Annotated in this window: 8 protein-coding genes; all 8 read right to left on the bottom strand. The window is 68.5% G+C overall.

Translation table 11 applies throughout. The features are described 5' to 3' along the window. Positions 1 to 242: 242 nt before the first annotated feature. Positions 243 to 1,808: a family 43 glycosylhydrolase gene (locus M3M27_RS08195; RefSeq protein WP_434027733.1), complete on the bottom strand. Its 1,566-nt coding sequence runs from the start codon at positions 1,806 to 1,808 to the stop codon at positions 243 to 245. Positions 1,809 to 1,990: 182 nt separating this feature from the next. Further along, a complete protein-coding gene (locus M3M27_RS08190) occupies positions 1,991 to 6,298 on the bottom strand; it encodes an Ig-like domain-containing protein (RefSeq protein ID WP_434027732.1) in 4,308 nt (1,435 codons plus the stop codon). Positions 6,299 to 6,428: 130 nt separating this feature from the next. Then, complete coding sequence (locus M3M27_RS08185) at positions 6,429 to 9,209, bottom strand: TonB-dependent receptor (RefSeq protein WP_434027730.1); 2,781 nt, start codon at positions 9,207 to 9,209, stop codon at positions 6,429 to 6,431. A 427-nt stretch (positions 9,210 to 9,636) separates the two neighbouring features. Continuing rightward, positions 9,637 to 11,979 carry a Tat pathway signal protein gene (locus M3M27_RS08180; RefSeq protein WP_434027729.1) on the bottom strand — a complete coding sequence of 781 codons (2,343 nt, stop codon included), beginning with the start codon at positions 11,977 to 11,979 and terminating at the stop codon, positions 9,637 to 9,639. An 80-nt stretch (positions 11,980 to 12,059) separates the two neighbouring features. Next, on the bottom strand, positions 12,060 to 14,012 hold the full coding sequence (locus M3M27_RS08175) for a glycoside hydrolase family 127 protein (RefSeq protein WP_434027728.1): 1,953 nt from the start codon (positions 14,010 to 14,012) through the stop codon (positions 12,060 to 12,062). Positions 14,013 to 14,067: 55 nt separating this feature from the next. Beyond that, positions 14,068 to 15,447, bottom strand: coding sequence for an MFS transporter (locus M3M27_RS08170; protein ID WP_434027727.1), 1,380 nt, complete (start codon positions 15,445 to 15,447; stop codon positions 14,068 to 14,070). 616 nt (positions 15,448 to 16,063) lie between these two features. Next, entirely contained in the window at positions 16,064 to 17,620 is a 1,557-nt protein-coding gene (locus M3M27_RS08165; protein ID WP_218569411.1) for a DUF5597 domain-containing protein, read from the bottom strand. Between the two features lie 89 nt (positions 17,621 to 17,709). Beyond that, positions 17,710 to 20,091 (bottom strand): DPP IV N-terminal domain-containing protein, encoded by a 2,382-nt coding sequence (locus M3M27_RS08160; protein ID WP_434027726.1) that lies wholly within the window; start codon positions 20,089 to 20,091, stop codon positions 17,710 to 17,712. Positions 20,092 to 20,102 lie beyond the last annotated feature (11 nt).

The raw sequence follows: 20,102 nt of genomic DNA, 5'->3' as shown, positions 1-20,102 counted from the left end.
TTCTCTCCTGGCGGCGATCGGCGCGGGACCGATCAGGTGGAAGTCGCCGGTCCGCGCAACGAAGATCCCGGTACCCTTGGCGTCTGCGGGGGAAGGCACGGGCTTGCTGCACCGCAAGAGCGGCGAATCGGCACCGTCGACGCGACGGCACGCAAGTCCCGACTATCGCGCCCTGTGCGTCGCGCGTCTTGACCCGGCCCGCGGGCATCGATGCGGAAATCCGCACGAAATCCGGCAAGGCCTCAAGGTCCGTCGCAGTGCGCGGCGCCCGCGGTCGCGGTTTTCGGCAGCCATTGCGGCCGCACCGACAGGGCCATCCACTCCTGCACCGCCACCGCGGCGTGGGCGTCGCCGTCGCCGGATGTATCGAACACCGCGCGCAGGCAGCGCGTGGTCACCGGAGCGAAGCGCACGTGCTGGGGCATGCCGGGCCGGGTGCCGTAACCGCTGGCGTGCCGCACCGGCAGCCAGCGGCCCTCGTGGCGATATTCCAGGTGCCAGGCGCGCGGCGGCGCGATGCCGGTCGTGGCGCCGGCCGGCTGGTCGGCGAAGAACACGATCGTGCTGCCATCCAGCGTCACCGGCAGGTCCCAGGCGTACTGGATCCATGCACGCGCCGGTGGCCGCGGCGTCCAGTTGCTCCACATGTCCGGCGGCAACGGCGCGGCACGGGCGATGCCGTCGTTGAGCGCGGCGATCCAGTACTGGACCGGCACGCCCGGGCTGTTGGACGCGCTGGCGAACGCGGCCGGCGCGAGATTGCGCTGCGGCTTCGGTGCAGGTCGCGGCGGACGGGCCTGGCGCACCGGCCGCATCCGCGCTGGCGTGGCCGCATCGTCCCAGTCGATCCGGTCGATCGCCACGCTGCGGCGGAAATGCCCGCCGCCCCGTGCGTCGGCCGTGTGGTAGACGAGGTACCACTGGCCCTTGTAGAGGATCACGCCCGGATGCGAGGTGGTCGAGGACACCGGGCCCAGGATCACGCCGCGGTAGGTCCACGGCCCGCGCGGCGTGGGTGCGGTGCCGTAGGCGATGCACGCGTGGTAGATCGCCGGCGTGCAGGGCGAATCGGGCCCTGCCTCGTTGCCGGCATAGGCCAGGTAATAGGTGCCGCCGCGCTTGAACAGCCAGGGTGCCTCGAAGAAGCCGTCCAGCGTGGACACCGCGAACTCCGCGCCCTTGGGCGTAAGCATGTCGCGTTCCAGCTCGACGCCGCGCAGCCGGCCGAAGGTGCCCCAGTACAGGTAGACCTGGCCGTCGTCGTCGACCATCACGGTCGGGTCGATGTTCTGGATGTCGTTCTTCTCGGGCACCGACTGGGAAACGATCGGCCCTTGTGGATGCGCATCCCGCCATGGCCCCACTGGCGTGTCGGCCACCGCCACGCCGATCGCGAACCGGTCGGGATTGGTGGAATCGCGCTCTTCCACCGGCGCATAGAGGTAATAGCGCCGGTCCGGCCCCTGCACGATCTGGCCGGCGTAGGCCCGGCCCGGAGCGGCCCATGCGAACACCTGCTCCGGGCGCAGCATCCCCGGATAGTGTTGCCAACGCCCGCCGGCCACGTCGTCGGTGACCAGCATCTGCCATTCCTTCATGACGAAGTCGTTGACTTCCGGTGGTGCCTCGTCGCGGCCGGCGAGGATGTAAAGCTTGCCACCGGCAACCAGCGGCGCGGGATCGGCCGAGTAGTAATCGCCATCGGCCAGGATCGGATTGCCGTGCGCCTGCACGACGCGCGGAGTGATGCCAGCCGTTGCGTTGGGCATAGCGATCATGCACGCCATCACGACCATCCAACGCGTCATTCCCGCGAAAGCTGGGGTGAGGACGGGTTGCTTGCGAGCCACTGGCTCGCACCCGTTCGAACGCCGGAGCGCTATGCGCGACGGCCGGGGATCGTAGATCCATGGACGCGCTCGCAATCGCCAACGAACGCTTTCGCGGGGCTGACGGCTGGAGAGAAGTCGAAGAATCTTCGATCCTGCCATCACGGTCGTCCCTCCCGCGTGCGCACCACGACCTGCAGCGGCAGCGTGCCGGTTGCGCCGCGCCCGTCGACTTCGCCCTCGACCGTGAGCGTCGTACCCGCCGCGGGCGCGGTTCCGGGCGCAGAACGCCAGCGCACCGCGCGCCGTTCCCGCGAGCCGTCGTTGTACTGCACGGTGGCGAACGCGGGCAGCGCCGGCACCTGGCCAGGCGCTACCCACACCTCCGGTGGAGCATCGACGGTATTGACCTGCCCCGGCTCGCTGGCGCGCACCCAGACCGTGGCGGTCGCGGGCACGCCGCCTTCGGCCAGGCCATGCAGGTCGATGCGTCCATCGCTCGCCAGCCTGGCGGGATCGATCTGCGGCCAGCTCACGCCGACCTCGGCACTGCCGCCATCGGCATACCAGGCCGCGATCCTCTCCGGCAACCGCGGCGCTTGGCCGATGCCGGTACGCACGTCGATCGGCTCCAGCCGTTCCGGCAGATCGGCGAACACCTGCCATTCGTCCACGCCCAGGGCCTTGTAGCCGGCACCGTCGGGTGCAGTCGCGATCACCGCGCGCAATGCGCAGGTCGTCACCGGGGCGAAGCGCGCGTGGCTGGGTGCGCCGTTGCCCGCGAGCGGATAATCGGCGGCGATGTCGAGCCAGCGTCCGTCGCGCAGGTATTGCAGCTTCCAGCCGCGGGGTTCGGCCACGCCGCCCCCGGGCTGGTCGTCCCAGAAGTACAGCGTGCTGGCCGAGATCCGCACCGGTTGCCGCCACTGGTATTGCAGCCACACCGTCGCCGGTTGCTGCCGGCCCCAGCTGCCCCAGCGCCGGTCGCCGCTCGGCGTGCTGCCCGGTACCGGCACCTCGCCGTCGTTGAGCGCCTGCACGCGATGATGGGACGCGGTGAACTCGGCACTGGCCACGGCATCGCCCTGCACCTGGATACCCTGCCCCGACGCCTTCGCCGCAGCGCTCACGCGCACGTCGGCATGCGATTGCAACGCCCCGTCGCTTGCGGTCAACCGCAGCACGTAGTCGCCGGCTGCGGTGAAGCGCACGAAGGTATCGGTAGCGCCGGCATCCTCGAAGATCGCCTCGCCATCCCGCGGCCCGCTCAGCCTGCTCCAATGCAACGCCAATCGCCCCTGCGGCAAGGCGTCGTCGCCGACCCGGCCGGACAACCGCAACGCCCCCGATGCCGACGCGCGATCCTCCTGCCATGCCACGACCTGCGGTGCCCGGTTCGCCACCGCTTTCGGCGCCGGCATACCGGTCGCGTATGCCTGGATTTCCTTGATCCCGGTGCGGAGCGTGCCGGCATGGAAGACCTTCACCCGGAACCGGGCGGCGCCGATCGCAGGAAAACGCAGCCGGTTGCGGTTGCCCTGCGCGATCGAGGGGTCGCGCACTTGCCCGGGTACGTCCTTCCAGGTGCCGCCGTCGAGGTACTGCAATGTGTACATCCAGGGCGGCGCATAGCCGGCGCGGGTGCCGGACGGAAAGCCATGCTGCTCGCCTTCCGCCGAGGAACTCCGGTAGAAGTACAGCAGCAGCGTGTCCAGCGTTTGCGGCCGGGCGAAGTCCAGCTCGATCCAATCGCTGGCATCGGGCGAACCGGCGGTGCCCCAGAACGGCTCGTTCGCGGTGCTGCCATCGACCGCGCCCTTCGCCTCGAACCCGGCCGTGGCGAAGCTGGCCGAGACCGTCGCGTCGCGCGCCAGGTTGCGTGCGCCGGCCAGCGCCGGGGCGACCTCGATGCCGGCATCGGCCAGCACCTCGGCAGTGCGCGTGCCGGTCTCGATGCGTACCTGTTCCGGGCGCGCCAGCGTGGCGCGCCCGGCGTGCAGCACCGTCGCCGCGACTTGGCCGCGCGCATCCGCGACCGGCTCGACACGGCCGTTGGCCGGGTCGTAGAGCACGTGCGCCAGCCGGTCCACCGTGAACGCCCGCCGGCCATCCAGATACAGCGAATAGCCTTGCGGCACCTTGCCCTGGTAATGGCGTCCATCGCGGTCCCAGACGATGGACAGATCGTGGTCGCGGTAACGGATGCCGTCGGCGGCGAAGTGGTCCCAGCCGATGTCGATTGGATCCAGCTCGATCCTGGCGTCGCTGCGTGGGCGCAGGCCCATCGCGTCCTCGATCACGGTGAAGTTGGTGGCGCCGAGCTGGGTGTGATGAATCCACGAGCGATAACCGATGCTGCCGCCATCGGCGGCGCTGCCCTTGGCCCAGAACTCGTTCTGGTCCGGGTAGCGGTTGTCGCCGTCGATGTAGTGCGCCCAGGCGTTCCAGTACAGCAGCTTGCGATACCACCCTGCATCCAGGTACGGGCTCGGATAGTCGCGCAGCGCCGAAGCCAGCAGGCGGAACATCACGGTGGAGTTGATCACCGAGAAATTGTTGCTGCCTTCCTCGCCCCGCGCATGCTTGTCGGCCTGGTTCGCGGTGTAGAACGGGAACACCGGGTACTGGTCGGCATCGGCGAACAGGCGCAGCGCGCGCACGTACTTGGGGTCGTAGTCGGCATCGCCTCGCTTGGGCATCAGCCCGACCGCGAACGGGAAATAGTTGTTGGTCTCCTTCCAATCCACCGGCAGTTCCGGCCCGCTGGCCTGGCGGTGCTTGAGCAGGTCGCCGTGCAGGCCCATCGAGTCGGCCGCACTGCTGCGGTCCTGCCACAGCACCGCCAGCACCGAGGCGCGGATGCGCGCCGCCACCTGTTCCATCTGCCGCGCGACGTCGGCATCGCCGGCCAGCCGCGCCGCCTCGGCCGCCGCCTTGGCATTGGCCCAGACATAGGCGCTCTCGGCACGATCCATGCGCGCCTGTCCATGCCGTTTGGCCCAGTCGAACGACACCGCGTCGGCATCGTTGCCGGTCATCGCCGCCCAGTCGTATTCGATCAGGCCGTTGCCGTTGCGGTCGTAGGCCTTCAGCAGGCCGAGCACGTCGCCGCGGCCGTAGCCGGCCAGCTTGCCCGCGAGCGCCGCAGGCCCGCCGTGCACCTGGTAGGCGCGCCAGGCCGCGGCGGTGATGTACTGCGCGTAGGAGTTGGACCAATTCTGCGGCGAGCCGGGGTTGTCGACGTACTTGCCGCCACCCGCGACCTCGCCCGCCCCGATCCAGCTCCCGTAGGCATAGACCGGATCGCGCAGGTACTTCAGGTCGTCCAGGAACATGCAGGTCGTCAGCACGATGGCGTTGTCGTAGCCGAGCACGCCCTCGATCGCCACCGGGAACTGGTAGTCGTTGCCCGGCACCGCGGCGTCGAGGAAATTGAAACGCAGCAACCACCAGCGATAGAACAACGTCTTGTCGATGTTGTCCTCGGGGGTGTCGAGGTACGGGATGTTGTCGGCCCACCAGCGGTTGTAGGCGAGCACGTGCTCCCGATACGCCTGTTGCGGCGACTGCGCGGCGATCCGTCGATACTCGGCCAGCGAGGAAGGAAGCTCGCGCGTGGTCAGGCCGAGTTGCAGCTTGAACGTGGCGCTCCCGCCTTCTGCCGGCACCCGCACTGGCCGTGCCAGCGCGCCGTCGGCCACCGTGAAGCCATCGCCGGAGAAGCGTGGGAATACGGTAGTGACGTCGTTGCGCGCCTGGAATGCGCCGGTCAACTCGACATCATCGGCGTGTACCGCCATCGGAGAGATCGCGCGCAGCGTCAGCGCGTGCGCACGCCCGTCCAGCGCCGACAGCGTGACCTCGGCCACCGCCACGTTCTGCTGGGTGATGAACTTCACCAGGTGCAATCGCACACCCGCGGCGGCATCCTCGAACACCGTGGAGAAGTAGCTGGGCGTTTGCCGCCGCTGCGGCGCGACCTCCTTCAGCGCCAGCGTCTTTCCATCCTGCTCGACCTGCACGCGAAACAACGCGTCGTGTCCGGTTTTGTGCCAGTACGCCACATCGCCGACGAAGCCAGGCTCCTCCGGCTTGTGCGTGTACAGATAGGCGGCACGGCCGCGCGTGAACAGCCAGTTGTTGGTATCCCCGTGGCCACCGCCCTCGCCTGCGCGCGCCAGCATCCGGTCGATCCAGAAGTCGCGCCCGGGCGCACTGCCGGCGCCGGCTGCGAGATCGGCCGCGAACACGCGCTGCAGGTGGCCGCCCGGGACGAAGTCCACGCCGGTCTCCGGTACCGGATGCGCATCGCCGAGGAAACGCGGCTCGCCGATGGCGGCATTGGGATGCGCCGGCGCTGGCTCGCCGGCGGATGCTGCGAATGCGGCCGGCATCAGTGCCAGCCAGGCCAGGAGCAGGCATCGCCATCGTGGGGCCCGACAACGCGGGACGGAAACGTAGATATTCATGCAGCCTCGTGGAACCGCCACCTCAACCCGTCGTCCCCGCGAAGGCGGGGATCCAGGGATTTTGGCTTTGACCAGCAATGTCCTTGGATCCCCGCTTTCGCGGCGATGACGAGCTCCCTCGACGCTCGGATCAGAACTCCCACCTCACCTTGCCCCAGAAATAGCGGCCGATCGTGTTGTAGGTCCAGGCGTCGGTGTTGGAAGCGTTGGAGTAATACCCGTAATAGATCGGCGGTTTCTTGTCGAAGGCATTGTCCACGCCGATCGTCGCGGTCAGGCCGAGCGACTTGAACTTGCGATTGACGGTCAGGTCGTTGTAGACGTAGGCAGGCACGTCGAAGTAAACGCAATTGCCGCTCGCGTCGGTATTGTTGCAGTAGCCCTCGTAAGCACTGCCGACCACGCTGGAACCGATGTAGCGCATCGTCCAGGCGGCATGCCAGTCGCCATAGTCCCAGCCCAGGTTGAGGTTGGCCTTCAGGCGCGGCAGGTTGCCGTAGCTGGAGGTCTCGCCGACGTAGTTGTGGCCGTCGTCGCCGACCAGGTACTTCGACATCAGCGTCGCATCCAGGCCGAGCTGGAAACGGCCCCAGCGATCGGTCTCCAGCTGGTACTTGGTGGCGAAGTCGTAGCCGCGGATTTCGACCTTGTCGAGGTTCACCGAGTACGGCACGGTCACGCTGAGCAACTGACCCGTCGCGCTGCGCGTCACCAGCGCGCAGTAGGCAGCTTCGCCCTGGTAGCAGCGATCGAGCACCTGCTCGTAGCCGGTGCCGCTGATCATGTTCTCCAGCTTGACCTTCCAGGCATCGAAGCTCACCGAGAAGCCCGGCAACCAATCCGGGTCGTACACCAATCCCACGTCGTAGGAATGGCCGGATTCCGGCTTGAGGTCGAATCCGGCGTTGGCGTCGCCGGTGACGATCACGGTCATCGTGCCGGTGTTGACGAAGCTGCCGTCCGCCGGCACGTTCTGGCAGCCGCCGGCACCGGCGCCGCCGGTGTAGTGCTCGCATGGATCGTAGTAGCTTCCTGCATCGTTGATGCCCTGGTAGGGCGAACCGTACAAGTCGCCCAGCGCCGGCGCGCGGAACACTTCGGCGGCCGTGGCACGCACCAGCAGGTCGGAGACCGGGCGCCATTCCAGCGCCAGCGAACTGTTGGTGGTACGGCCCCAGGCGCTGTAGTCGGACAGGCGGCTGCCGATGTCCAGGCTCAGCGAATGCGCCAGCGGCAGGTCCGACAGGATCGGCACCAGCAGCTCGGCATAGGCTTCCTTCAGGGTCTCGGCGTGTCCTTGCTTCATGATGCAGCCGTCCATGTAGTCGCAGGCGCCGTACGCATCGGCCATCGCGACCGAACTCTGCGTGCCCTGGTGGAAATCGTTCCTGCGGTATTCCAGTCCGAAGGCGGCCTTCACTTCGCCGGCCGGGAGCGCGAACAGCGTGCCATTGGTGGCCAGGTTGATGTTCTTCGAGGTGCTCTCGTCCTTCAGGTCCACCGGCAGCAGGGTCGACCGGAGCGCGGCAAGGGTGTCCGGGTCGTTCGGGTTGAAGACGTTCCCGGTTTCGAGCACGTCGACCAGCTCGGAGGTGACCGCAAAGCCGTAGCGCACCAGCTTGTCCTTGTAGCTGGCGTAGCCGACGCTGGCGTCCCACTGCCAGCTCGAATCGCCGAAGCTGCCGCGCAGGCCGGCGACGGCGTTGGTCTGCGCCATCGACGAGACGTACTTGCGGCTGAAGACCGGCGTGCGAAGGATGTAGTCGCTGAGGTCCGAACCGAACGGATTGTATGGATTGCCGGCGACGTCGGCGCCCAGCCCGGCCGCGCTGATGCCATAGGGCTGCAGGTGCGAGGTGGTCTTGCTGTGCGTCCACAGCAGGTCGGCATAGGCCTGGATGCCGTCGGTGATGTCCCAGGTGGCGCGCATCGAGAAGTTGGTGCGGTCCCCCGGCGTGATCATGTACTGGGAATCGTAGTAGTTGTAGCGGTCGCGCGAATCGGTGCCGAACGCATGGTAGTCCGCGGCGGTCAGGGCGCCGGCGCCCACGTCGTAGTTCGGCGTCAGCCGCGTTCCGTCGCTCAGCACGGCACGGGTATTGCTGCCCGTCATGTCGCCGATCACGCCGTTGTTGTAGCTGAGCTGGCTCTTCGCGAAGCCGCGGTCGCGGTTGTAGAGCGCGTTCTGCGAGTTGTGGCTCAGCGCCAGCATCACGCTGCCGCGGCTCCAGGTCTTGCCCCATTCCACCGCGAAGTTGCGGCGGGCCGCGTCGCCATGGCCGCTGATGCCGTAGTCGGCCTCGATCGCCCCGCCGTCGTAGCCGTTCTTGAGGATGATGTTGACCACACCGCCGATCGCATCGGAACCGTAGATCGCCGAAGCGCCGGCGGTCAGCACCTCGATGTGGTCGACCATCGCCGCGGGGATCGAATTCACGTCCACGCCGGGCGCGGCGGCGACGCTGCTGGCCGGGCCGGTCATGCGATGGCCATTGAGCAGCACGAGGGTGCGTTCCGGCCCCAGCCCGCGCAGCGAGACCAACGCGCGGCCATGGCTGAAACCGCTGTTGATCGAAGTGTTGGTCTGGATCCCGGACATCACCGGCAGGCTCTGCAGCATGTCGCCGACCGTCGCCTTGCCGCTGTCCTCGATGCGTTGGCGGTCGATCGTGACCACCGGGCTCGCGGTCTCCATGTCGACGCGGCGGATGTGCGAGCCGGTCACGGTCACCGTGTCGAGCTGCTTGGCCTTCTTGTTGTCCTGCGGCCGGTCGTCGCCGGCCTCCTGCGCGTGCGCCGCGGGCGCGGCCGCACTCATCGCCAGCAGGATCGCCAGCGTCAATGGACACGAATGCCTTGCGGCGCGGGACGCGGCGACGTGCGGGACGGGAACAGCGGAACTGGGCGACATCGGAGGATTCCTCTGGCGATTCTGGCTAAGGGAACGCTGGAATTCGGGCCGAACGACCCCGTCCCGGCGCATGGCGCCGGAAGCGGGATGGTCGATGTGCAACGGAACTTCGGAACGGCGACGCGGCGTGGATCGGCGAATTACCGCGCCCGTGGTGCGTGCCTGGGAACCCTCACGCCTTCCCCCACGTGGAATTCATGTTCCGGTAACGACAGCGCAAACGTCTTGACGCAAATAGCGAAGAAGGATGCGGAAATCCGCACTTTCCGCAGCGGGTTCGGCGTCCCGCGGATCTTCCCGCCATGCCGTCGAACGGCGGGAGGATTTCCCGGCGGCCCGGCTCTTGGATATCCATGGATATCCAAGAGCCGAATACGGGATCCGCCTCGGTCATGCGATATCAAATCCGGATCCGGCGCATACGGATTCAGGCATATCGCGCCCGTACCATCACGCTGCCGCCCGCCTTCACCGGCAACGCAACGCGATCGCGCTGCGGACCGGCGGGAACGGCAGGACGGCCATCGACGCTCACTTCGACCAGGCGCTTGCCCGCCGGCACCCGCAGGCTGAGCCAAGCCCGCGACAGCGCGCGTTCCGGCAGTTCGACGCGTCCTTCGATCGTGCCCCGTGCCGGATCGGCCTGCAGGTGCAGGCTGGCGCGCCCCCATGGCGTCGGCGCGCCGCGCAGCGCGACCGGCCTGCCGCTGGCGAGCCAGTCGCGCGGCAGCGCGCGCGCCAGGTACAGCGCGTCGTCCTGGTCGAACGCCAGCATCCAGCGCAACAGCAGCGGCACGGTCATCTGCGCCGGCATGCAGAACAGCGGCATGCCACCGGTGATGCCGGCCACCTCGCCGGCGGTCCAGCTGCCGCGCGTATGCGCCTGGTAGCGATGCGCGTACAGGAACAACAGGTATTCCTCGATCCTGTCCAGGCGCAATAGCTGCTGCGCGTAGCCGTAGGAAATGAAGCCGAGGATGTCGCGCCCTTCCGGCGTCGGCTTCCAGATGTTGGAAACGATGCCGAGCGTGGTGCCTCCGTGGCCGCGCAGGCAATCGATCACCAGGTTGGCGAGGTCTTCCGGCAGCACGTCGGCCTGCAGAAGTTCGGCATAGACGCGGTGCGACCAGAGCTGCTCGCTCTTGCTCGGGTCCTCCTGCGACATCGCCTCGCGGAAGGTCTGCGTGGCGCCCGGCAGCGGGCCGATGTACGGCGGCGACAGGTCCCGGCGCACGTTGGCGCGGATGCTCTGCAGCAGGCGCTCGCGCAGCCGCTTCGCGCGCGCGCGCCACTGCGCGGCCTCGGTGCCGCTGCCGCCGAGCGAGGTCCATACCGCGGCGATGTCTTCCCAGCCGCGGATCGCCAACGCGCTGTTGGCGAAGTACGGTTTCCACCACAGCGACGGATCGGGATACAGGCAGGCATCGGACTCGTTCCAGCCATGGATCAGTCCATGGCCGCGGTCGTTCTTCGGCAGCGCCAGCGCGGCATCGTGCAGTTCGGCCAGGATCTGCGCGGTGGCGGCGATCTTGCCGCGATGCTTGCGCAGCAGCGCGGCGTCGCCGGTATAGCGCAGGTAACGCGCCAGCAGCGATAGCGTGAGGCCGAACTGGCCGGTCTCCGGGCCGCGCATGTTGATCATGCCATCGGCCTGGGTGTACTCGGACAGGTAGTTGTCGAGCACCGCCGCGGCCTGGGCGAAGCGGCCCCACTCCAGGTTGGCGTACAGCGAGCTGGTGAAGGTGTCCTGGAAGCCGTCGTACTCGTTGCCGTAGTAGTCGCGGTCGACCGCGCCGTACTTGGGATAGACCCCGGCCGGGCGTACCACCAGTTCACGCGCGAAGGCGAAGCGCGCCATGTCGGCCCAGCTCGGGTCGGGCAACTGCGCCTCGGCGGCATCGGCGACGCGCGCCTGCCAATAGCCGGCGAAATCGAGCAGGCCGCGGTAGAAGTCCTCGGCGCTGGCGCCGTTGCGGCGCGGCGGGTACTCCGGATAGCTGTAGCCGTAGACGGTCCTGGCCGCCTTGCCGTTCTCGACCAGCACCGCGCGGTGCCAGGTCTGCACGACGAAGCGGTCGTGCGCATTCACGTCGGCGAACACGATCAGGTCGTACCAGCGGCCCTCGCCGGCCGGCACCACCTTGTGCACCGCCGGGAGCCAGCCGCCGAGCAGGCCCTCCTCGCGGCGGGCGATCTTGCCGGCCTCGCCCAGCTCGGGGAAGTACTGGATCGCCCGGTAGGTGCGGGTGCGCCCGTCCGGATAGACCTGCATGGCGTCGTTGCCCTGCACGGTGCCGACGAAGGTGGTCCACGGCAGGCGGCCGTTGTAGTCCTTAGGATCCAGGCGCGAGGCCGGCGGCGGTGCGGCGTCGCGTACCTCGTCCTCGCGTGGGTCGCCGTCGCGCAGCAATCGGTCGGCGAGCAGGTCGGCCTCGGCCATGGCCACTTCGGCCAGCTTCATGCCGAAATACGGCGGCCGGTCGCTGCCCCACACCGCCTCGGTGCGCTTGCCCAGGTCGAGCACGCCCTCGGCGCAGGCCAGCACCAGCGAACCCTGCGGCGTGCGCAGGTCCTCGTGCACGCTCCAGCGCCGGCCCCGGTGGTCGAACTCGAGCAACTTCGCATACTCGGGCAATGGGTCGCGCGGCGGCGAGAGCGCCGGCGATGCCACCCCCTCCGCTGCGCCGGCGATCGCCGGCATTTGCCATCCCCACACCATGGTCCCGGCAGTGACGCCGACGCCTCCACGCAAGAACTGTCTCCGGTCCACTTGTCACGCTCCTCTCGAAAAGATCGGGCCGGCGCCGCCCGGCGACCTGGCCGTTCGAAAAACCGCCGTTCGCGGTCCGCTCAACCCGCGTCCAGCCACACCCGCATTTCGCCCTCGCCGCGGTTGGCCCAGGCGAAGTAAGGCACGAACCGCAATCGCTGCGATCGCGCCCGTGCGGGCGGCGGGTCATAGCGGTACAGCGCTTCCCGCCCCTGCGGCTCGCGCCGCAGGCCATCGGCCTCGACCAGCGTCATGCCCGCGAACACGCCATCGCCGGCGACCGGCACCAGCGCCGCGTCAGCCGGCAGCGCCAGCTGGTGCAGGTCGGCGCCGTTGTCGGCCTCCTCCAGGCAATAGACCAGCGGTCCGCGCTGCAGGGCGACCTTGCCGGCCGCCTGGCGCAGGCGCGGGTGCGCGCCGATCCGCCGCACCGGCATCGGCAGCTCCAGCCGCAGGCGATCGCCGGGCCGCCATTCGCGCTCCAGCCAGGCGTAGCCCTTGCGCACCTGCAGCGGCACGTCCTCGTCGTTGAGCTGCAACCGCGGCTGCCCGCACCAGTCCGGCAGGCGCAACGCCAGCGCGGTGGAGAAGGCCTGCTCGGCCAGGACCTCGATCTCGACGCGCCCGTCCCAGGGATAGTCGGTGCGCTGGCGCAGGCCGAAGCGGACGCCGTCGCGTTCGAACCACGCCTCGCCGCCGACGTACAGGTCCACGTGCAGCGCCTCGGCGCGGCTGGTGTAGACGTAGTGTCCCAGCGAAGCGATCAGGCGGGCGATGTTGGGCGGGCAGCAGGCGCAGCCGAACCAGCGCTGGCGCGTCGGCCTCACGTGGTCGTAGGCGTGGTTGGCCGCCATCGCGCGCGGCACCGTCTCCAGCGGATTGACGTAGAAGAACGCCTTCCCGTCCAGCGACATGCCTGCCAGCACCACGTTGTACAACGCCCGCTCCATCGCGTCGGCGTAGCCGGCCTCGCCCTCCATCTGCAGCATGCGCTTTGCGAACATCATCAGCCCCACGCCGGCGCAGCTTTCCGCATAGGCGCTGTCGTTGGGCAGGTCGTACGCGCTGGTGAAGGATTCCCCCCAACCCTGCGCGCCGATGCCGCCCGTCACGTACATCTGCCGCGCGCTCATGTCGTGCCACAGGCGCAGGCAGGCCTCGCGCTTGGCGGCGTCGCCGTCCAGCCGCGCCAGGTGCGCCGCGCCGGCCAGCAGGTAGACGAAGCGCACCGCATGGCCGGTGGCGTGCTGCTGTTCGACCAGCGGCAGGTGCGCCTGGCTGTAGGCCTTGTTGCGCACCATCCAGTCCTTGCCATGGTTGTTCCAGTACGAGACGCCGCCGCGCCTTTCGTGCTCGATGTCGTACCAGTGCGGCCGGCTGCCGCGCTGGTCGATGAAGTAGCGCGCCAATGCGCGATAGCGTTCCTCGCCCGTGGCTTCGTACAGGCGCAGCAACGCAAGCTCGACCTCCGGATGCCCGGGGTAGCCCTGCAGCTTGCCCGGCCCGGTGCCGAACACCGCATCGATATGGTCGGCGAACCGGCAGCACACCTCCAGCAGCGTGCGCTTGCCGGTGGCCTGGAAATACGCCACGCCGGCCTCGAACAGATGCCCGGCGCAGTACAGCTCGTGGCATTCGGCCAGGTTGCTCCAACGCTCGGCCGGCGCCTTCAGGGTGAAGTAGGTATTGAGATACCCGTCCGGCTGCTGGGCGGCGGCGACCAGGTCGATCACCTCGTCGGCGGTGCGCTCCAACGCAGGGTCGCGCTGCTGCGCCAGCAGGTAGGCGACCGCCTCCAGCCACTTGGCCACGTCGCTGTCCTGGAAGATCATGCCGCGGAAATCGCCCTGCTCGCGCCCGGCGGCGATGCGGAAATTGGCGATGGCGTGGCTCGGTTCCGCATCCGGGACGCGGTCGTTGAGCGCCAGCCATTGGTAAGGCACCACCACGTCGCGCACCAGCGCCTGGTAGCCGCTCCAGAACGGCGCGGTCAATGCGATCTGTTTCAGCTGGGGGTCCTGGATGCCGGGCATGCGGTATTTCCTGTGCGTTCGATTCGGCGAAAGGGGGTGGGATGCAGCGAGCGGCTCAGGCGGCGGTCCGCCGGTCCAGGTCCGCGGCGACGCGGCGCATGCACGGCTCGTCCAGCGTGCAGAAGCGCGCAGCCAGTGCCAGCAGCAGATGCAGCGCGGCCGGGATCAGTGTTTCCAATGCGGTGATGCCCTGGCGCGACAATGCGCTCTGCGGCACGTTGGGCTGGTAGGCGACCAGGTACAGCACCGCCGCGATGATCCCGGCGCTGGCCGCCCACGACAGCTTGATCGCCAGCAGGTTGAGGGCGAAGTTGAGGCCCGAATTGCGTTGCCCCGACTTCCATGCGCCGTAATCGTCGGCATACGCCAGCAGCGCGAAATGCAGCGGCAAGGTCAGCCCCAGGACGGTGCCGTTGGCGAACACCACGCCCAGCCAAAGCCCCTGCCAGGATGGCCCGGCCGGCAGGTACCACATCGCCAGCGACATCGCCGCCAGCAACAGGTTGATGCCGATGTACAGGCGCAGGGTGTCGCGCCCGCGCGCCAGCGGCGCGGCCAGCATCGCGCCGGCGATCGCCGCGAGCGCGACCAGTCCGAGGAACATCGAGGCATAGCGCGTGCCGCCGCCGAGCACGTAGGTCGCGAAGTACAGATAGCCGCCGCCGCGCAGGTTCATCACGTTGATCAACAGGAACGACATCAGCATGGTCAGGCGCAACTGGTCGTTGCCCAGCACGGTCGCCAACCGCCCGCGCAGCCCGGCGCGTTCGCGCGGCAGCGGCACGCGCTCGCGCACGCTGGCGAAGCAGGCCAGGAGCATCGCCACCGCCAGCGCGCAGACCACCGCCACGCCCAGGCTGTAGCCGCGCCTGGCGTCGCCGCGGCCCAGCGCCTGCACCAGCCAAGGCAGGCCCACCGAGACCAGCAGCGATGCGACTCCGCACAAGGTGAAGCGCCAGGACTGGAAAGCCAGTATTTCCCGGCGCGAGGTGGTGATGGCGTTGATCATCGCGCAGTACGGCACGTTGACCGCGGTGTACCCCAGCGACAGCAGGAAGTAGGTAGCGCAGGCCCAGGCCAGCCGGCCGGTTTCGCCCAGCCCCGGCACGCTGAACGCCAACACCCCGGCCGCGCCGACCGGCAGCGCCATCCACAGCTGCCAGGGCCGGTAGCGTCCCCAGCGGCTGCGGGTGCGGTCGGCCAGCATGCCCATCAACGGGTCCGCCACCGCATCGAGCACGCGCACCACCAGGAACATCGCCCCCACCGCCGCCGGCGCCAGGCCGGCGACATCGGTGTAGTAGAAATTCAGGAAGCTCATGATCAGGCAGGTAACGACGGTGCCGCCGGCATCGCCCAGGCCATAGCCCACTTTTTCGTACAGCGGCAGCCGAGCTGTCGTCTCCGGTGCCGCCGGATTCGCCGAAGCATCCATCCTGGCCCTCCCAGGCCCCGGCGCGAACGTCGCGCGCCGAAGTGTTCTTCAACCAGACCGCCGCGCGGGCGCAAGCTCCGGAACTGCGGCAGCGCGGCAAATCGCATAACCAACGCGACCCGACGCCATCGTCGCCAGCGCGTCGCGGCGCCATCCCCGCTGCACGCGTATCCCGGCATATTCCCGTCCAGCCCCTTGGAATACCGCCAGAATCCGGCCCTCGCCTGCTTTTCCGGTTCCCATGGCTCCCGCCATGCCGCTTCGATCTTGCGGCCCGTGGCCTCGGCTGTCTTGTTGCAGGACGACGGCCCCCATGCGGCTTTCGGCACAAGCCGCGGCACCTCATGCCTTACCCGGACCGGGATGCCGGGACATGTCGGCATTCATGAGCGGGAATGGCCGCGGCTGTCGCGCGCGGCTCGGTTTTTCGCCCTTGACTTAGCGGAGCCCATTCGCGGCGACGCAGCAGTGGCTCGCCCAAGGGACCGAAACCTTTGCTCCTGGAGCAAAAGCGGAAAAGCCGAAGCCCCTCATCCGCCCTTCTGGCGCCTTCTCCCGTGAACGGGAGAAGGAAACCACCACCCAGGCAATACCGGCATAGCCCGGTCGGATCCCCTTAGACCCCCACCCTGACCCGCAACACCGGCGGATCGGACGCACGGAAATTGAGCCCGTAGTCGGTCTGGTCCCCATTGAGCACCCTCTCGAACTGCCAGCGCCCATCCACATACCGGCCCTGCTCCACCCGCAACACCTGCCCGCGCCGGCCATCGGCGGCCACCCGCGAGAACTCGGCACGCGCGGCGAAGCCGGTCACCAGGAACTCGCCCTCCCCGAGCCGCACCACCAGCAGGCGCCCGCCGTGATCGGCATTGCCCGGCAGGATCGGCGGTGCATCGCCCCAATACGGCGCACCGAACGACACCTTGACCTGCCAGTCGTCGAAAACCAGTGTCCGTTGCGGCTGGCCCGGCTGCTCGGTGACCGCCTGCAACCGGCCTTCGGCATTGGCCATGGCCAGCAGGCGGTCGATCGGCGCCAACTGGCCGAAGCTGGCCGCATGCGCGGCGATCGCCGCGCGGTTGTCCTCGCTGTCGGCATTGCCGTCGACACCGAACACCGAGAAACCGATCCCGCCCTGCCCCAGCACGTGGAACAGGAAGGGCGCGGTCGCGGCCTCGAATCCCGTTTCGGAGATCCAGGCCGGATTGTCCGGGCGGGCGTACTGGCCGACGACCTTGGTGAACTCGTTGTAATCGCTGGTGTACAGGTCGGTACCGACGAAATCGATCGACGGCGTGGCCGCGCGCCACAGTTCGAACACGTTGACCGTGGCGCCGCCGGACGGATAGTCCAGTCCCGGATAACGCTTGCCCTTGTAGCGCAGCCAGGTGTTCACGTACATCGGCAATGGGTACTCGCGCTTGCCGGCGGCGGCCACCTGCTCGATGTAGGCGGCGGTGCTGTAGGCGTTGAACGCCTCGGCCGCCTCGCTGCCGAACAGTTGCCGCCAGGTACCGGCCGGCTTGCCGAGCTTCGCCGCGATCTGCGCCGGCACCGGCCGTGCGAACGCGGCCTCGCCCAGCGGGCCATGGTCGCGCACGCTGCCGATCGCACCAGGCTCGTTCTCGACCTGCACCAGGATCACCGTGCGCTTGCCGCCGTCCACCTTGCGCAGGTGGCGCATCAACGCGGCGAACGCGCGCGCGTCGGCTTCCAGGCTGGCCGGCGCATGCGGCGACAGCACGTCGATCGGTTCGCCGTCCGCATCGCGCATGCGTGGATAGGTCGCATCGTCGCGCTTGATCCATTCCGGCACGTAGTGCATCTGGCCGTTCTTCCAGGTGCCGAACCACAGCAGCGCCAGTCGCACCCCGCGCTTGCGCGCCTGTGCGATCAACGCATCCACGTTGGCGGTGTCGTAGCGGCCGGGCTCGGGCTCGAACTGTTCCCAGTACACCGGCGCCTCGATGGTGTTGACGTTCAGCGCCTTGGCCTCGTCCATCGCCTTGGGCAATACCGCCGGCCAGGCGCTGGAGTTGTGCAGTTGCGCGGCGAGGACCAGGTAGGGCGCGCCGTCCACGTAGAGCGCATGGCGGCCGTTCTCGGTGACGTAACGCGGGATCTCCTCGGCCCATGCCAGCAGCGGCAACAGCAGCAGCAAAACCGGCAAGATCCGTTGTGGGAGGGACTTCAGCCCCGACGGGATCTGCCGGGCAAGCGCCGGGACTGGGGTCCCTGCCGTATTCCTGATGACGGGCTTCATTGCGGGCTTTCCTCGAGCGAATTCCAGTGGGGTGTCTGCGCGCCTTGCAGATGGCGCACGAAGAAGTCGTACATGCGGCGTGTGACATAGTCGACCGGCCCGCTGGAGCGGCCCACCGCGTGCTCGCCGCCCGGCACGTTCAGCAGCTCGAAATCCTTGCCCGCGGCGATCAACGCACCGACCACCTGCGCGGTCGAGGCCGGATCGACGTTGCTGTCCTGCTCACCGACGACCAGCAACAGGTCTCCGCGCAGCTTGCCGGCGTTGACCACGCCGGAGGCGCGCGCGTAGCCGTCGTCCACCGGCCAGCCCATCCACTGCTCGTTCCAGCTGATCTTGTCCATGCGGTTGTCGTAGCAGCCGGCCATCGCCACGCCGGCCTTGTAGAAGTCCGGGTGCCGCTCCAGCGCGCCCAGCGTGCTCTGCCCGCCCGCCGAAGCGCCGTAGATGCCGACGCGCGCGATGTCGTAGGACGGGTCCCGCGCCGCCAGCGCCCTGTGCCAGGCGATGCGGTCGGGGAAGCCCGAGTCGCCCAGGTTCTTCCAGGCCACGTCGTGGAAGGCCTTGGAACGGTTGGCGGTGCCCATGCCGTCGATCATCACCACGATGAAGCCCAGGTCGGCCAGCGCCTGCATGCCGATCTGCTTGTCCCCGCCGGAGTGGTAGCCGAAAGGCCAGAACGTCTTCGGCACGAACGAATCGTGCGGGCCGGCGTAGATGTTCTCGATCACCGGGTACTTCTTCGCGGGATCGTAATCGCGCGGCCGCACCACCATGCCCCAGATGTCGGTCCTGCCGTCGCGGCCCTTGGCGACGAAGCTCTGCGGCGGCTTCCAGCCGGCCGCGAGCAGGCGCGAGATGTCGCCGCGCTCCAGCGTCCGCACCAGCATGCCGTCGATGCGACGCAGTTCGGCGACCGGCGCCAGGTCAGGACGCGAGTACACATCCACGTACCATTGGCCGTCGCCGGAGATCGCCACGTCGTGGTCGGCATCGGCCTGCGTCAGCCGGTCCAGGTGCGATCCGTCGAAATCGACCGCGAACAGCTGGCGATGGTACGGATCCTTGCCCGCGTCCATGCCGCTGGCCAAGAACCAGATCCGGCGCTGACGGTCGTCCACCCTCAGCACTTCGCGCACCACCCAGTCGCCGTGGGTGATCGCCCGCTTCACGCGCCCGCGGTTGCCATCGATCAAGTACAGATGGCGCCAGCCGTCGCGTTCGGAGATCCAGACGATCTCCTTGCCCAGGCCGTCGACCTCGTGGGCGAAGGTCCGGTCGGCATGCACGAAGGTCTTCGCATCCTCCTCGACCGCTGCACGCGCCTTGCCGCTGGCGGCGTCCACCGCGATCACGCGCACCCGCTGGAAGCCGCGCTGCACGTACTGGATGCTGAAACTGGCACCGTCCCGGCGCCACTGGATCGGCGACAGCGAATACGGGTTGGCGAACAGCGCATCATCGATCTCGCGCCGCGTGCCGTCCACGCCGAACAGCACCGGCCGCTCGATGTCGACCGCATCGCCCGGCTTGGGGTACAGCTGGGTACGCACGATCGGTTGCAACTGGTTCGAGGGCGAGGACTCCACCCGCGTCACCAACCGCGGATAGCCGGGCTTGACTTGGTACAACGCGAAATGCCGCGAATCCGGCGCCCAGGCGATGCTTTCCGGATCGTAGAAAGAATCCGCGCACAGGGATGTGCGCCGCTCCTGCGAGGGACTCGCACAGGAAGAATCCGCGCACACGGACGTATGCGGCTCCTGCGAGGGATTCGCACAGGAGCCGCCATTCGAGAGCCGCCGCACCTGGCCATCCGCAACGCGGCGCAGCGCCACGCCAAGGCCATCGACATACGCCTCCCATCGCCCGTCCGGCGAGCGGCGCGGCGTGTCGTCGGCCGGCACGCGCAGGTCGCGCACCACGCCGAAGGCGCGCGGCCGCGTCTTGTCCTGCACGGGCGCGCAGGCATAGTCGGCCAGGCTGCAGCGCCACGGTGCATAACCGATATCGAAACGGATCGCGCCATGGGGGTCGCCGCCAGCCGCGACGTAGTCGAAGCGGTCGAACGGCAACTGCGACGGCGCATAGGCGTGGCCGCTGGCTTCCGACAGCGCCCGCGCCAACCGTGCCGCATCGAACGCCGGTTGCATCGCATCGCCGCCCGGATCGCCGAGCACGAAGGCGAAGCCGCCTTCGACCGTCTTGCGGTAGTAGAAACGCCCGTCGTCGCGCCACTGCGCCGGGAACGCGACATCGCGGGTCAGGCCGCTCCAGGCTTCACGCAGACCCAGCGAGCGCGTGTAGTCGGCCAGCGCAGGGCCGGCATGGGCCATACCCAGCCAGCCCAGCAGCAATGCAGCAAAGACGCTTCTCATGGGCTTTCCCG

The sequence above is a fragment of the Xanthomonas boreopolis genome (assembly GCF_046529185.1).
GTDB lineage: Bacteria > Pseudomonadota > Gammaproteobacteria > Xanthomonadales > Xanthomonadaceae > Pseudomonas_S > Pseudomonas_S boreopolis.
Note: the sequence above shows the minus strand (reverse complement) of the source record. Positions and strands in the feature narration are given on the sequence as shown.